We start from the raw sequence: 13,301 nt of genomic DNA, 5'->3' as shown, positions 1-13,301 counted from the left end.
GGATCCGGCGCCCAAGGGGCTGCAAGGGGGGCGATGCGAAGCGAGGCTCGCGACGCTAGGGAGCCGTCATGGTTGAAATGTGACGCCGGGACGACATGCCGCCCCTCTCTGTCCGCCCGGCGGTTGAAGGCAGGCCCCGGCGGGTCCATGCTCCCGGCACGCCAGGAACAGGCATCCTCCCGAAAGCCGGCCCGCGCCGTTCGGGAGGACGCTTCAAAGAAGGGCCCGAGCCCCATGACCATCCGCTTCCCCGAGCCCGACCCCAAGATCCTCGCCCGGCGGGAGGCGATCCTGGCGGGCCTCGCACCCCTGGTCGCCCCGGAGGCGCTGGTGACCAGCGAGGACGAGCGCCGGGCCTTCGAGACCGACGGGCTCACCGCCTACCGGCAGATGCCCCTGGCCGTGGTCCTGCCCTCGACCACCCAGGAGGTGGCGGCCGTCATGGCCTATTGCCACGCCCAGGGCGTGCGGGTGGTGCCGCGGGGCGCCGGCACCTCGCTCGCCGGCGGGGCGATCGCGCAGGGCGACGCCATCATCCTGGGGGTCGGCAAGATGACCCAGGTGCTCGACCTCGACTTCGAGAACCGCACCGCCCGGGTGCAGAGCGGGCTCACCAACCTGGCGATCTCGGGCGCGGTCGCCCATGAGGGCTTCTTCTACGCCCCCGACCCGTCGAGCCAGCTCGCCTGCACCATCGCGGGCAACATCGCGATGAATTCCGGCGGCGCGCATTGCCTGAAATACGGTGTGACCACCAACAACCTGCTGGGCGTCACCCTGGTGCTCAACGACGGCACCGTGGTCGAGGTCGGCGGCCAGCATCTCGACAGCCCGGGCTACGATCTCCTCGGCCTGATCTGCGGGTCGGAAGGCCAGCTCGGCATCGTCACCGAGGCCACGGTGCGGATCCTGCGCGCCGCGGAAGGGGCGCGGCCGGTGCTGGTCGGCTTCTCGAAGGTCGAGGATGCGGGCGATTGCGTCGCCGCGATCATCGCGGCCGGCATCATCCCGGTCGCGATCGAGTACATGGACCGCGAGGCGATCCTGATCACCGAGGATTTCGCGAAAGCCGGCTACCCGCGCGACGCCGAGGCGATGCTGATCATCGAGGTCGAGGGCTCGGATGCCGAGTGCGACGCGATGCTGGCGCGCATCGAGGCGATCGCCAAGGATTTTCGACCGACCAGCGTGCGGGTCTCCCGCTCGGAGGCGGAGTCGGCCGCGATCTGGAAGGGCCGCAAGTCGGCCTTCGGGGCCACGGGCCGGATCTCCGACTACATCTGCATGGACGGCACGATCCCGACCGGCCAGCTCGGGCCGGTGCTGGAGCGGATCGGGGCGATCTGCGCCGGGCACGGCCTGCGGGTGGCCAACGTGTTCCATGCCGGCGATGGCAACCTGCACCCGCTGATCCTGTTCGACATCAACAAGCCGGGCGAGTTGCAGAAGGCCGAGGCCGCCGGCGACGAGATCCTCAAGCTCTGCGTCGAGGTGGGCGGCTGCCTGACCGGCGAGCACGGCGTCGGCATCGAGAAGCGCGAGCTGATGCGCTTCCAGTACAGCCAGGCCGACCTGGAGCAGCAGATGCGGGTGAAGGCGGTGTTCGATCCCGACTGGATGCTCAATCCCGCCAAGGTTTTTCCGCTGGAGGGACGGCTGGAATCCAGGGCAGCCTGAATTCGGGGATCCCAAAGGGCTCAGCCCTTTGGCGGGGTTCAGGGCAGAGCCCTGATGAAGCTCCGACTCTTTGTCAGGCCGCCACACCGTCGCGCCTCAGCCCGACTTCCGGCGCCCGCAGGCTTCCCGAGGTGAGGGCAAGGATCGCGGCGAGGTCGGCCACCGGCGCGGGGCGGCCGAACAGGTTGCCCTGCAGCTCCTGGCAGCCTTCCTCGCGCAGGATCCGGGCCTGCTCGGGGGTCTCGACCCCCTCGGCCAGGACGTCGATCTTCAGGGCCCGCCCGAGCCAGACCATGGCCCGCAGGATCTCGACGCTGCCGCCGTCGCGCGCCAGCCCGCGCACGAAGCCCGGGTCGATCTTGAGCCGGTCGAACGGGAACCGGTGCAGGGTGCCGAGGCTCGAATACCCGGTTCCGAACGCGTCCATGGCGATCCGCACGCCCGCGGCGCGCAGCGCCCGCAGGACCGACAGGTTCGCGGCGTTGTCCTGCGACAGGACCGATTCCGTGATCTCGAGCTCGAGGCGTTCCGGGCGCAGGCCGCTCTCGGCGAGCGCCGCCCGCACATCCGCGTCGAGGCCCTCGCCGGCGAAGTGCAGGGGCGACAGGTTGACCGCGACCCTCACCGAGTCCGGCCAGGCGGCGGCGGCCCGGCAGGCGGTGGCGAGCATCCAGGCGCCCAGCGGCTTGATCAGCCCGACCTCCTCGGCCAGCGGGATGAACTCCGCCAGGCCGACATCGCCGTGCTCAGGGTGATGCCAGCGCGGCAGAGCCTCGAAGCCGTGCAGGGCCTGGCTGTGGGCCCCGACGATCGGCTGGAAGTGCAGCACGAACCGGCCTTCGGCCAAAGCGCGGCGCAGGTCGGTGCCGAGCTGGCGGCGGCGCTGGATCTCGACATCCATGGCCGGATCGAAGAAGCGCCAGGTGCCGCGCCCGGCGGCCTTGGCCTGGTACAGGGCGATGTCGCCCTGCCGCAGGAGCGTGGCGGCGGTGCTGGAGGCGTCGTCGGCGCTCGCGATGCCGATGCTGGTGCCGATCGCGAGCGTGTGACCGTTCACCGTGATGGGGGCCTCGAGCGCCGCCACGAGGCTCCGGGCCAGGCGCGCCGCATCCGCCGGCAGGGCGGCCATGCCGAGGACGATGGCGAACTCGTCGCCGCCGAGCCGGGCCACGAGGTCGTCGGCCGCCACCGTCGCGGCGAACCGGGCCGCCACAGCGCAGAGCAGCGCGTCGCCGACCGGATGCCCGTGGGTGTCGTTGACGGTCTTGAACCCGTCGAGATCGAGGCACAGCACCGTGGCCGGGGCGCGGGGTTCGCAGCGGGCGAGCGCGGCATCCATGCGCTCCTTCAGGACGAGGCGGTTCGGCAGGCCCGTGAGCGCGTCGTGCCGGGCCATATGGGCGACCCGGGCCTCGCTGCGGCGGCGCTCGGTGACGTCCTCGTGGGTGCAGAGCCAGCCGCCACCGGGGATCGGCGCGTGGACCACGTTGACCGCCCGGCCGTCGGCGAAATCGCAGGTCAGCGAGACCGGATGGCCTTGCGCGGCGGTGTGCTCGCAGGCCGCCACCAGGGCCGCGGCGGCTGCCGGGCCGAGGCCGCGCTCGGGGTCTTCCAGATGGGCGAGGAGGGCGGGCAGCGCGGTCCCGGGCCGGCGCAGGGCCTCGGGCGCCGCGTACATCTGCGCGAAGCGCGCGTTCATGACGATGAGGGAGGCGTCCCGGTCGAACAGGCACAGGCCCTGGACCATGTTGTCGAGGGCGATGCCGAACCGGGCATCCTGGACGCGCAGAGCCCGCTCGCCGCGCTCGCGCGCCTCGGCCGCCGCCCGGGCCGCCTCGGACTGGGCGAGCTGCGCCTGCGCACGGGCCCTCCGGCGGCCGAGCAGGACCAGCCCGAGCAGGCCGAGATCGAGCAGGAGCGTCGCGGCGCCCACGATGACCGCCTGTTGGCGCACGGCCGCCAGGCAGGCCTCGGCGGTGCGGCTGACGCTGAGGATCAGCGGGTAGGTCTTCAGGGCGCGGGCGGCCACGAGCCGGTCCTGGCCGTCGATCGGGCTGACGGTGCGCGTGACGCCGCCGAGGGCGGGGCTTGCGGAGATCAGGGCCGCGCCGGCCTGGGAAAAGATCCGGCCGATCGTCCCCGGGCGGTGCGGGTGCCGGACCAGCAGCATGCCGTCGTTGCGAAACAGCGACACGACGGCGTCGTCCGCCGGCGAGATCCGATCGTACAGGCCCTCGAAATAGCCGAGCTCGACCGCGCCCAGGACCAGGCCAAGGAAGGTGCCGTCCGGGGCCGCGACCTTCCGGGCGATGTAGATCGTCATGGCGCCGTCGCCCCGGTTGGAGACCGGACGGCCGACGTAGCGCTGCAGGCTCGGCTCGGAGGAGAGCGCCTTGAAGTAGTCCCGGTCGGCGATGTTGACCGTCGGGATCGGCCAGTAGCGGCTGAAATTGAGCAGCTGTCCGCTCGCGTCGACCAGCGTGATGGCGTTGGCCTGCGGCAGCGCCGCGATCCAGGTCCGCAGGGCCGCGTGCATGGCCGGCCGGGAGGCCACCTCGGCATATTGGTCGGCGCTGCGGATCCCCGCGGTCCGGAACTCGGCCAGGACGGCATCCTGGACGAGCTCGATCGCCTGCAGGGCCCGGTCCGCCTGGTCGGCCAGGATCGTGGCGAGGCCGCCGAGGCTGCGCTCGTTGTCCTCGACCGCACGGGTTTCCAGGTGGACGATGAACAGGGCGGCCGAGCCGGTGATGACCAGAGCGAGGCCGAGGGCCGCCCAGGCCCGCAGATCGAGCGCGTGCCGCCCGCCCATGCGCCGGCCCGCCCACGCGACGAACGGCATGATAGATTTCGAACCCACCTGAACACGCCCGAACAACGCTCGATAACAGCGCTATAGTGGCCCCGTTAATGAGTTGTTGTTCCGATCGTGTGGATTGGCGGACGATTCGACAATTGATTTTCGTGTGCGTTGTATGCCGCCGCGGGCGATCCCGGCCCTCATTCGGCCGCGCGCAGGGTCGGGACGCTCAGCCACGCATCCCCCTGGCGGCCTGCCAGGAGACCCGTCAGGCCGGCGGCCGGCATCGCCCGCCCGTAGTGGAAGCCCTGGCCGACCTTGCAGCCCAGCGCCCGCAGGACGACCTCCTGGCCCTCGGTCTCGATGCCCTCGGCCACGGTTTCGAGGCCGAGGTCGTTGCTCATCCGGATGATGGCGCGGGTGATCGCCGCGTCGTTGGCCTGGGTGAGCAGGTCGCTCACGAAGGTCCGGTCGATCTTCAGGGTCGTCAGCGGGAAGCGCTTGAGGCTGCTCAGCGAGGCGTAGCCTGTCCCGAAATCGTCGAAGGCGATCCGCACCCCGAGGGCGCGCAGGTCCCGGATCGTCCCGAGGGTGCGGTCGTCGCTCTGCAGGACGACCCGCTCGGTGATCTCCAGCTCCAGCCAGTCCGGCGCGACGCGATGGCGGGCGAGCGCGTCGGCGACCTCGCGCACGAGGTTGCCCGCCTTGAACTGGGCGGAGAACAGGTTCGCCCCGACCCGGAAGGGCGGCAGCCCCTGGTTCCGCCAGGCCGCGATCTGCCGGCAGGCGGCGTCCAGCACCCAGGCCCCGACCGGGAGCGCCAGCGGGCTCATCTTGATCGCCGGAAGGAACGCGCCGGGCAGGAGGAGGCCGCGCTCCGGGTGCTGCCAGCGGATCAGGGCCTCGGCGCCGACGAGCTGGCCGGTCGCGAGGCAGATCTGCGGCTGGTAGTGCAGCACCAGCTCGTCGCCGTGCAGCGCGCGCAGCAACGCGTCCTGGGTGCTGCGCAGCGCCACCGCGGCATGGCGCATCTCGGACGTGAACATCCGCGCACCGCCCCCGCCTTCCTGCTTGGCCCGGTAGAGCGCGAAATCCGCGCTGCCGATCAGCTCCTCGCCGTTCCGGCCGTGATCGGGGGCCAGGGCGAAGCCGATGCTCGCGCCGACCCGCAGGATATGGGCCTCGACCACGACCGGATCCGCCAGTGCGGCCAGGATCGCGCTGGCGCAGGTGCGTGCTGCCAGGGGATCGCCGGTCCCAGGCAGCAGGACGACGAACTCGTCGCCGCCCAGGCGGGCCATCACGGCACGGCTCGGCAGCACCGCCGGGATCCGGACCGCGATCGCCTGCAGGAGCGCGTCGCCGACCGCGTGGCCGAGGCTGTCGTTGACCGCCTTGAACCCGTCGAGATCGACCAGCAGCACCGTCGCGGCCTCACCGCGGCGATACAGGTCGTTCAGCAGGGCCTCGAACCGACGCCGATTCGTGAGGCCGGTCAGGGCATCCTGGTGGGCGAGCTGAAGCAGACCGGCCTCGCGCCGACGCCGCGCGGAGATGTCCTGGATGACGGCGCCGAGATTCGGCTCGCGCTCGTCGTCCCACAGGGACAGGGAGACCTCCACCGGGCATTCCGAGCCGTCCTTGCGCCGGACCATCACCTCGAGGGTGCGGCCGACGACCTTCGCGAGATGGCCTTCAAAGATCCGCCCCAGGGCGGCCCTGTGGGCCGCGCGCATCCGCTCGGGCACGATCAGCTCGAAGGGCGCGCCCAGCATCTCGTCGAGATCGTAGCCGAACAGGGACGCGGCCGCCCGGTTGGCGAACCGGATCCGCCCCTCCCGGGTGAGCGCCAGCAGCGCCAGCTCGGTGGCGTTGGCGAAGCCCATCATGGACAGCCGCGCCAATTCGCTGCGCCGCAGGGTCATCTGCTCGACCACCATCGCGGCGAGATCCGCCAGCGCCTGGCGGTCATGGGCCGGGAAGAGCTCGCGCGGCGCCGTGTCGGCCACGCACAGGGCCCCGAGCCGGAAGCCGTCGGCGGTAATCAAGGGGGCGCCCGCGTAGAAGCGGACGAAGGGCAGCCCAACGACCCGAGGATTGTCGATAAAGCGCGGGTCGCGCTGCGTATCCGGGATGACCAGAAGATCGTCCGACCGGATCGTGTGGGTGCAGAACGACGCGCTGCGGGGCGTCGGCCCCCGATCGAGGCCGACCGGACCGAGGCCGGTCTGCGCCTTGAGCCATTGCCAATGCTGGTCGATCAGCGAGACGTAGGCGATCGGCGTCCGGAACAGGCGCGCGGCCAGCCGGGCGATCGCGTCGAAGCGCTCCTCCGGGGCCGTTCCCGTGATCTGGAACCGGCCCAGCGCGTGAAGGCGCAGCGATTCCTGCTCCGCCAGAGCACATTCCGACGTGGTCGCTGCCGACACCAGTTCTGCCCCCGGCGCTTCAGACCCGACATTCTCGGGCGCTGCCAGGGATGAACTTAATCCGCGAGTCTTATCGGAGGTTTAAATCAGTGGTTGTTGCGGTGTTTCGGTCCTGAAGACCGCATCGCGCCCGTTCGAAACGACGGCTCTCGACCGTTTCCGGCCGAGAGCCTGTATCCGCCCGGCAATCGCGCCGCAATCTCTGTCACCCGCGACGCGATTGCCTCAATCCGAGACCGCGAAATCGTGCCCCGGCCCATGACGGTGCCGGGGACGGCCTGCGAGAGCTCTCAGGCGGCCTCGACCGACTTGCGGCTTGTGCGGCCCTTGGTGGCGGGGGCGGATTCGGTCTTGCGGCCGCGGCGAGCCGGAGCGGGCGTCGGCTCCGCGTCGGCCTCCACGTCCAGTTCCTTGCCGCCCTGCTGGGCGCGGCCGGGCTGGCCGAGGCCGAGGCTCTTGGCCAGGGCCGAGCGCTGCGCCGAATAATTCGCCGAGGTGGTCGGGTAATCGGCTGGCAGGCCAAAGCGCTCGCGGTAGCTCTGCGGATCCAGGCCGTGCTTGGTCAGGTGGCGCTTGAGCGTCTTGTACGATTTGCCGTCGATGAAGCTGATCAGGCCATCGGGCCGGATCGACTTGCGGATCTGGGCCGGGGTCGGCCGATCCACAGTGTCTTCGGCTGCGGCAGAAGGCCCCGAGGCGATCGAATTCAGCGCCTCATGGATGCTCGCGATCAGCGACGGCAATTCGGTGGGGGGGAGGGAGTTGTTGGCGACATAGGCCGCGACGACGTCCACGGTCCGCTCGATATAGTGCACTTGGGATGTCGGCGCTTCTTCGGACATTCTCACTTTCCCTGGGTTGGACGCTCGTTGAGGTAGCCTCTTATTGCGAATTAAAACACCGGCTGAAAAAAGCAAGGTGACCCATACAATTCCCCGTGATCGCGTGAAAGTTCAGGTCTACATCGACCGGCCATGGCTACAGGTTGAAGTTGCATTGGCAGCGTTTTCACCGCACTTGCCCAGCGCTTTATCCTGACGCGGGCGACGAATTCTGCTGCAGGCCGGAGGCCGGGTTTTCGCTGGCGGGAGAGACAGTTACGCCCTAGGTGAACGGCGGCCGTGCGCGGTCTAGGCGGGTCTTTCCCGGCCCTGCACCGGTCTTGCCATGAAGACGCAAAATATTTTTGCTGACCCGTCAATCGCCTGTGTGTTCCCGCACCGCGGGGACGGCTGATTCGGGCTCAGGCGAAGGATTTGCGCGGATCGAACGCGTCGCGCACTGCTTCACCGGCAAAGACCAGGAGGCTGAGCATGACCGCGATGACCAGGAATCCGGTCAGCCCGAGCCACGGGGCGGTCAGGTTGTCCTTGCCCTGGGCGAGCAGCTCCCCGAGCGAAGGCGAGCCCGGCGGCAGGCCGAAGCCTAGGAAGTCCAGGGAGGTCAGCGTCGTGATCGAGCCGTTCAGGATGAACGGCAGGAAGGTCAGGGTCGCCACCATGGCGTTGGGCAGCAGGTGAACCGTCATGATCCGCAGGTTCGACAGGCCCAGCGCGCGCGCGGCCCGGACGTATTCGAAGTTCCGGGCCCGCAGGAATTCGGCCCGCACGACGCTGACCAGCGCCACCCACGAGAACAGCAGCATGATCCCGAGCAGAACGAAGAAGCCCGGGGCGATGAAGGCCGAGATGATGATGATCAGGTAGAGGGTCGGGATGCCGCCCCAGACCTCGATGAAGCGCTGGAAGGCGAGATCGACCCAGCCGCCGAAATAGCCCTGTACGGCCCCGGCCACGACCCCGATGGCGGACGAGACCGCGGCCAGGATCAGCCCGAACAGAACCGAGATGCGGAAGCCGTAGATCACCCGCGCCAGCACGTCCCGGGTGGTGTTGTCGGTGCCGAGCCAGTGCCAGGGAATGTCGGCACAGGTCGCGCCGCCGAGCTTCTCCGCCACCGGCTTGCACTGGGCGTCCGAGAGCATCCAGGTCGGCGGCGAGGGCGAGGGCGTCGGCAGGTCCTCGTTGATCGTGTCGTAGGAGAACCGGATCGGCGGCCAGAGCGCCCAGCCGTGCTCGGCGATCTCCTTGCGGATCTCGGGCGAGCGGAAATCCGTCACCGCCAGGAACCCGCCGAACTTCTCCTCCGGGTAGTCGACCAGAACCGGGACCAGCCACTCGCCCTTGTAGGACAGGACGATCGGACGGTCGTTGGCGATGAATTCGGCGAACAGGCTGAGGACGAACAGCGCGGCGAAGATCAGGAACGACCAGTAGCCGAGGCGGTTGCGCCGGAAATTGTCGAGCCGGCGTCGGTTGAGCGGCGACAGCCAGCCGCGCCCGCCCGAGACCGGGGCCGGCGCGGGAACGGCCTCATCGGGCCGCAGGACGATCGGCTGGGCGCCGGGCAGCGGCGCCGGGACGACCTCGCTCTCGCCGGGACGCGCGATCTCGTTCATGGCCGCGGCCCTTGGCGAACGGGACGGGCCACGTCCGGCTGCGACGTCCGAAGACCGATCAGGTATCGAGGCGGATCGCGGTGCCCTCGATCTCGTTCGGGCGGACGCCGCCGGTCCGCTCCATCCAGCGCCGGAGCAGGTGGACGTTGCGGCGATTGGCCTTGAAGGCGGCATCGAACAGGTCGCCCGCCAGGGGGACCACGCCGAGCAGGCCGTCGACGGCGACGTTCAGCCCCATCCGGGCGACCAGCCAGCGGGGCGCTCCGAGGCGCTTGGCCTCGTAGACGATGAACGAGGAGATTACCATGCTGGCCACATCGCCGATCACCGGCACGAGGCCGATCAGCGCGTCGAACCCGACCCGCCGGTTGATCCCCGGGATCACGAAGGCGGTGTCCATGACATGCGCCAGCGTCTCCAGACGGGCGAGGCTGGCCTCGCGGTCGAGATTCGCCGACAGGAACGGCGGCAGCCGGGTGGACGTCGCGCCGGCAGAATTCCTGCCGCCGGGAAAGGCCTCGGCGCCCACGATGGGACCGGTCCGGGGAGCCTGCCGGGAAGCCTGGGTGAAATCCATCGCGGGGATCCGTCGGAGAGCCATCACCCTCAACGACGTGGCCCCCCGGCCGGATCCTCGCAAGGCGGCGGCCTGCGACCATCATGCCGCACCCCCGGCGAGGCCGCGCATCCGTTCCAGGGCGGTGTCCAGGGTGGCGTCGGCCTTGGCGAAGCACAGGCGCACGAGGCTGCGCACCGACCCGTCCGGATAGAAGGCGCTGACCGGGATCGCCGCGACGCCGTGTCGGGTGACCAGAGCCTCGCAGAAGGCCACGTCGTCGGCGTAGCCGAGACCCGTTATGTCGATGTTGAGGAACCACGTGGCCTGCGCCGGAAGGACCCGGAAGCCGAGATCGCGCAGGCCCGCGTCCAGCCGGTCGCGGGAGGCGGCGTAGCCCGCCCGCATGGCGTCGAACCAGGGATCCGGCTTGGCGAGGCCGTAGGCCACCGCATCCTGGAGGTTGGGCGGCGTGGTGAAGGTTAGGAACTGGTGCGCCTTGGCGAGCACGCGCATCAGCCGGGCATCGGCCATCACGAACCCGACCTTCCAGCCGGTAAGGGAAAAAATCTTGCCCGCCGAGCCGATCTTGACCGTCCGCTCGCGCATCCCGGGCAGCGCCATCAGCGGCTGGTGGCGGGCGCCGTCGAAGACCACGTGCTCCCAGACCTCGTCGCAGATCGCGGTGACGTCGAAGCGCGTGCAGTACCTGGCGAGCAGCGCCAGGTCGTCCGCCGCGAACAGGGTCGCGCTCGGGTTGAGCGGGTTGTTCAGAACCACGGCCCTGGTCCGCGGGCCGAACGCGGCGGCGAGCGCCACCTCGTCGAGCCGGAAGAAGGGTGGCTGCAGGGACACGACCCGCGGCACGCCGCCGGCCCGCTGCACCAGGGGCAGGTAGGCATCGTACATCGGGGCGAACAGCACGACCTCGTCGCCGGGCTCGATCAGCGCCAGCAGGGCGCCGGCCAGCGCCTCGGTGGCGCCGGAGGTCACCATCACCTCGGTGTCGGGATCGAGGGTCAGGCCCTGGTGCCGGGCGTAATGCGCGGCCACGGCCTCGCGCAGGGCCGGCAGACCCATCATCGGCGGGTACTGGTTCCAGCCGTCGATCAGGGCCCGGGCGCCGCGCTCGCGCACATCCGCGGGGCCCGCATCGTCCGGAAAACCCTGCCCGAGATTGACCGCGTCATGGGCCCGGGCGAGCCGCGACATAGTCTCGAACACCGTGGTCGGCAGGGCGGCGAAGACCGGGTTCATGCGGGGCGGGACGCCGCTTCGGGCGCTGCAGACGAGCGAGACATTGTCGGCATGTAGCATGGGGTCGGCGGCGTGCGGAATGTGCGCGGCCGCACAGACCCGGACGCCACCACCGGACGCCGGGACTGACGAATGTTGACATTCATCAGTCGTATCGTAGGTTTGTCACACGGCTGGGGCGGCGCTCTTGCCGGCGGGGCTTTGCCCCCTCGCTCCGTCAGCGAGACGCCGCTCCGGTCCCGTCAAAGGGCCACCGATCCCCGGATCGGTGGCCCTTTTCGCATGCCGAAGGCCGGTCGCTCTGGTAGCGTCTCAGGCCCGACGGAAGCGACCATGCGGACGACACGCTGCCTCCTCCTCGCCGTGCTGATCGCCGGCCTGGGCCTCGCCCTCCGCCTCGGCGTGCCGGTCACGCCCGTGGATCCGCCTTTCCGCGCCGTGCTCAACGCCTATGCGGCACCGGATTCGTCCGCGGCGGGACCCAGCAACACGGCTGAAACCTCGCCGCCCTAGTGACGGCGCATTGGCCGGGCATCCAACACTCGCCCGGCGACGGAATATGCCGCAGCGGCTAGACGCAGTCCGGCCCCTATAGCCGCGTAGGCCGATGCGACCGTCCGGGCCACCGAAGCGTAGGCGGCCGGGACATGCGCCATGGGGGCGTGCACAGCGAGGGATAGGGTACCGTCGGTCGCGCAGGCGTCCGGCATGTGCTCTAGTCAGGCATGAACGAGAGTTCACCGATCCGCACCGACACGGCGCGTGCCTACCAGCCGGGCGAGGCGCCGGCGCGCGAGGTCCGCACGCGGCGCTTCCGGCCGATCCGGTGGCTCGTGATCCTGGCCCTGCTGGCGGGGGCCGGGGCGATCGGGCACCGCTGGTACGAGGCGCGCACCGACAAGGGCGCCGAGCCGGCCACGGCCCACAGGGCCGGCGGCCGCGGCGGACGGCACGGCGGCGGCGACATGGCGCAGGCGGTGGGCATCGCCACCGTGACGACCGGCGACATGCCGGTAGTGCTCCAGGGCCTCGGCACGGTGACACCGCTCGCCACCGTGACGGTGAAGTCGCAGATCAGCGGCTACCTGATGGCCGTGAAGTTCCGCGAAGGCCAGACCGTCAAGGCCGGCGACGAGCTCGCCCTGATCGATTCCCGCCCCTACGAGGCGCTGCTCGCCCAGTACCAAGGTCAGCTCGCCCGCGACCAAGCGCTGCTTCAGAACTCGAAGCTCGACCTCCAGCGCTACCAGACGCTGAACCGGCAGGACTCGATCTCGAAGCAGAACGTCGACACGCAGGCCGCCCTGGTCAAGCAGAACGAGGGCACAGTGGCGGCCGACCAGGCGCTGGTCGACCAGCAGAAGCTCAACATCGCCTACACCCACATCACGTCGCCGGTGGACGGGCGGGTCGGCCTGCGCCAAGTCGACCAGGGCAATTACGTCTCGGCCGCCTCGACCGCGATCGTGGTGGTGACCCAGCTCCATCCGATCTCGGTGATCTTCACCCTGCCGGAGGACGACGTCGCCCGGGTGATGCGCCAGGTCCGGGCCGGCACCAAGCTCGCCGTGCGCGCCTACGACCGCGGCGACGCCCACCAGATCGCGGTCGGCAGCCTCGACACGGTCGACAACCAGATCGACACGACCACCGGCACGGTGAAGCTCCGGGCCCTGTTCGACAATGCCGACGAGGAGCTGTTCCCGAACCAGTTCGTCAACGCCAAGCTCACGGTCGACACGGTGCGGGGTGCCGCCCTGGTGTCGAATTCCAGCCTGCTGCAGGGCACGCCCGGCACCTACGTCTACCTGATGGATGGGGACAACAAGGTCACGGTCCGGCCGGTCAAGACCGGCGAGACCGACGGGACCAACACCGTCGTGGTCTCGGGCCTGAAGCCCGGCGACCGGGTCGTCGTCGACGGCACCGACCGGCTCAAGGACGGCGCCGAGGTCCGGATCACCGACGGCGCGCAGGCCGCAGGCGCGGCCGGCGCGGTCACGGGCGCGGGCGACAAGCCCGGCGGGAAGCCGGCCGCCGGACCGGACGGGACGGCCGATACCGCCCGCCCGGCCGCTCCGGAGGGCGGGCGCCGGCGCCGCCAGCAGCCGTGAACCCGGCTTC

The 13,301-nt window shown here is 70.3% G+C and carries 9 protein-coding genes; 3 read left to right on the top strand and 6 right to left on the bottom strand.

All coding sequences use genetic code 11. The features are described from left to right. Positions 1 to 234: 234 nt before the first annotated feature. A complete protein-coding gene (locus AKJ13_RS17935) occupies positions 235 to 1,677 on the top strand; it encodes an FAD-linked oxidase C-terminal domain-containing protein (protein WP_050734582.1) in 1,443 nt (480 codons plus the stop codon). Between the two features lie 73 nt (positions 1,678 to 1,750). On the opposite strand, the gene AKJ13_RS17930 is transcribed toward AKJ13_RS17935, so the two are convergent. The 6 genes from AKJ13_RS17930 to AKJ13_RS17905 form a co-directional block, all read right to left on the bottom strand. After that, positions 1,751 to 4,519, bottom strand: coding sequence for an EAL domain-containing protein (locus AKJ13_RS17930; RefSeq protein ID WP_050734581.1), 2,769 nt, complete (start codon positions 4,517 to 4,519; stop codon positions 1,751 to 1,753). A gap of 158 nt (positions 4,520 to 4,677) precedes the next feature. Next, positions 4,678 to 6,906 (bottom strand): EAL domain-containing protein, encoded by a 2,229-nt coding sequence (locus AKJ13_RS17925; RefSeq protein WP_050734580.1) that lies wholly within the window; start codon positions 6,904 to 6,906, stop codon positions 4,678 to 4,680. Positions 6,907 to 7,196: 290 nt separating this feature from the next. Continuing rightward, a complete protein-coding gene (locus tag AKJ13_RS17920) occupies positions 7,197 to 7,748 on the bottom strand; it encodes a MucR family transcriptional regulator (RefSeq protein WP_050734579.1) in 552 nt (183 codons plus the stop codon). Positions 7,749 to 8,149: 401 nt separating this feature from the next. Then, positions 8,150 to 9,364: an ABC transporter permease gene (locus AKJ13_RS17915; protein ID WP_050734578.1), complete on the bottom strand. Its 1,215-nt coding sequence runs from the start codon at positions 9,362 to 9,364 to the stop codon at positions 8,150 to 8,152. A 58-nt stretch (positions 9,365 to 9,422) separates the two neighbouring features. Beyond that, positions 9,423 to 9,941, bottom strand: coding sequence for a DUF4112 domain-containing protein (locus AKJ13_RS17910; protein WP_082317005.1), 519 nt, complete (start codon positions 9,939 to 9,941; stop codon positions 9,423 to 9,425). Between the two features lie 81 nt (positions 9,942 to 10,022). Beyond that, a complete protein-coding gene (locus AKJ13_RS17905) occupies positions 10,023 to 11,177 on the bottom strand; it encodes an aminotransferase (RefSeq protein ID WP_050734577.1) in 1,155 nt (384 codons plus the stop codon). Positions 11,178 to 11,510: 333 nt separating this feature from the next. Between AKJ13_RS17905 and AKJ13_RS17900 the strand changes: the two genes are divergently transcribed. Both AKJ13_RS17900 and AKJ13_RS17895 read left to right on the top strand, forming a co-directional pair. Continuing rightward, positions 11,511 to 11,690 (top strand): hypothetical protein, encoded by a 180-nt coding sequence (locus AKJ13_RS17900; RefSeq protein WP_050734576.1) that lies wholly within the window; start codon positions 11,511 to 11,513, stop codon positions 11,688 to 11,690. Between the two features lie 212 nt (positions 11,691 to 11,902). Continuing rightward, entirely contained in the window at positions 11,903 to 13,291 is a 1,389-nt protein-coding gene (locus AKJ13_RS17895) for an MdtA/MuxA family multidrug efflux RND transporter periplasmic adaptor subunit (RefSeq protein ID WP_050734575.1), read from the top strand. Positions 13,292 to 13,301: the final 10 nt, after the last annotated feature.

The organism is Methylobacterium sp. ARG-1, assembly GCF_001262595.1.
Taxonomy (GTDB): Bacteria; Pseudomonadota; Alphaproteobacteria; order Rhizobiales; family Beijerinckiaceae; genus Methylobacterium; species Methylobacterium brachiatum.
This window is presented reverse-complemented; position numbering and strand designations above follow the sequence as displayed.

Coding starts and splice junctions, on each gene's coding strand:
- AKJ13_RS17935 (WP_050734582.1), top strand. CDS start 235: ATGACCATCCGCTTCCCCGAGCCCGACCCCAAGATCCTCGCCCGGCGG.
- AKJ13_RS17895 (WP_050734575.1), top strand. CDS start 11,903: ATGAACGAGAGTTCACCGATCCGCACCGACACGGCGCGTGCCTACCAG.
- AKJ13_RS17900 (WP_050734576.1), top strand. CDS start 11,511: ATGCGGACGACACGCTGCCTCCTCCTCGCCGTGCTGATCGCCGGCCTG.
- AKJ13_RS17915 (WP_050734578.1), bottom strand. CDS start 9,364: ATGAACGAGATCGCGCGTCCCGGCGAGAGCGAGGTCGTCCCGGCGCCG.
- AKJ13_RS17930 (WP_050734581.1), bottom strand. CDS start 4,519: ATGCCGTTCGTCGCGTGGGCGGGCCGGCGCATGGGCGGGCGGCACGCG.
- AKJ13_RS17910 (WP_082317005.1), bottom strand. CDS start 9,941: ATGGATTTCACCCAGGCTTCCCGGCAGGCTCCCCGGACCGGTCCCATC.
- AKJ13_RS17905 (WP_050734577.1), bottom strand. CDS start 11,177: ATGAACCCGGTCTTCGCCGCCCTGCCGACCACGGTGTTCGAGACTATG.
- AKJ13_RS17920 (WP_050734579.1), bottom strand. CDS start 7,748: ATGTCCGAAGAAGCGCCGACATCCCAAGTGCACTATATCGAGCGGACC.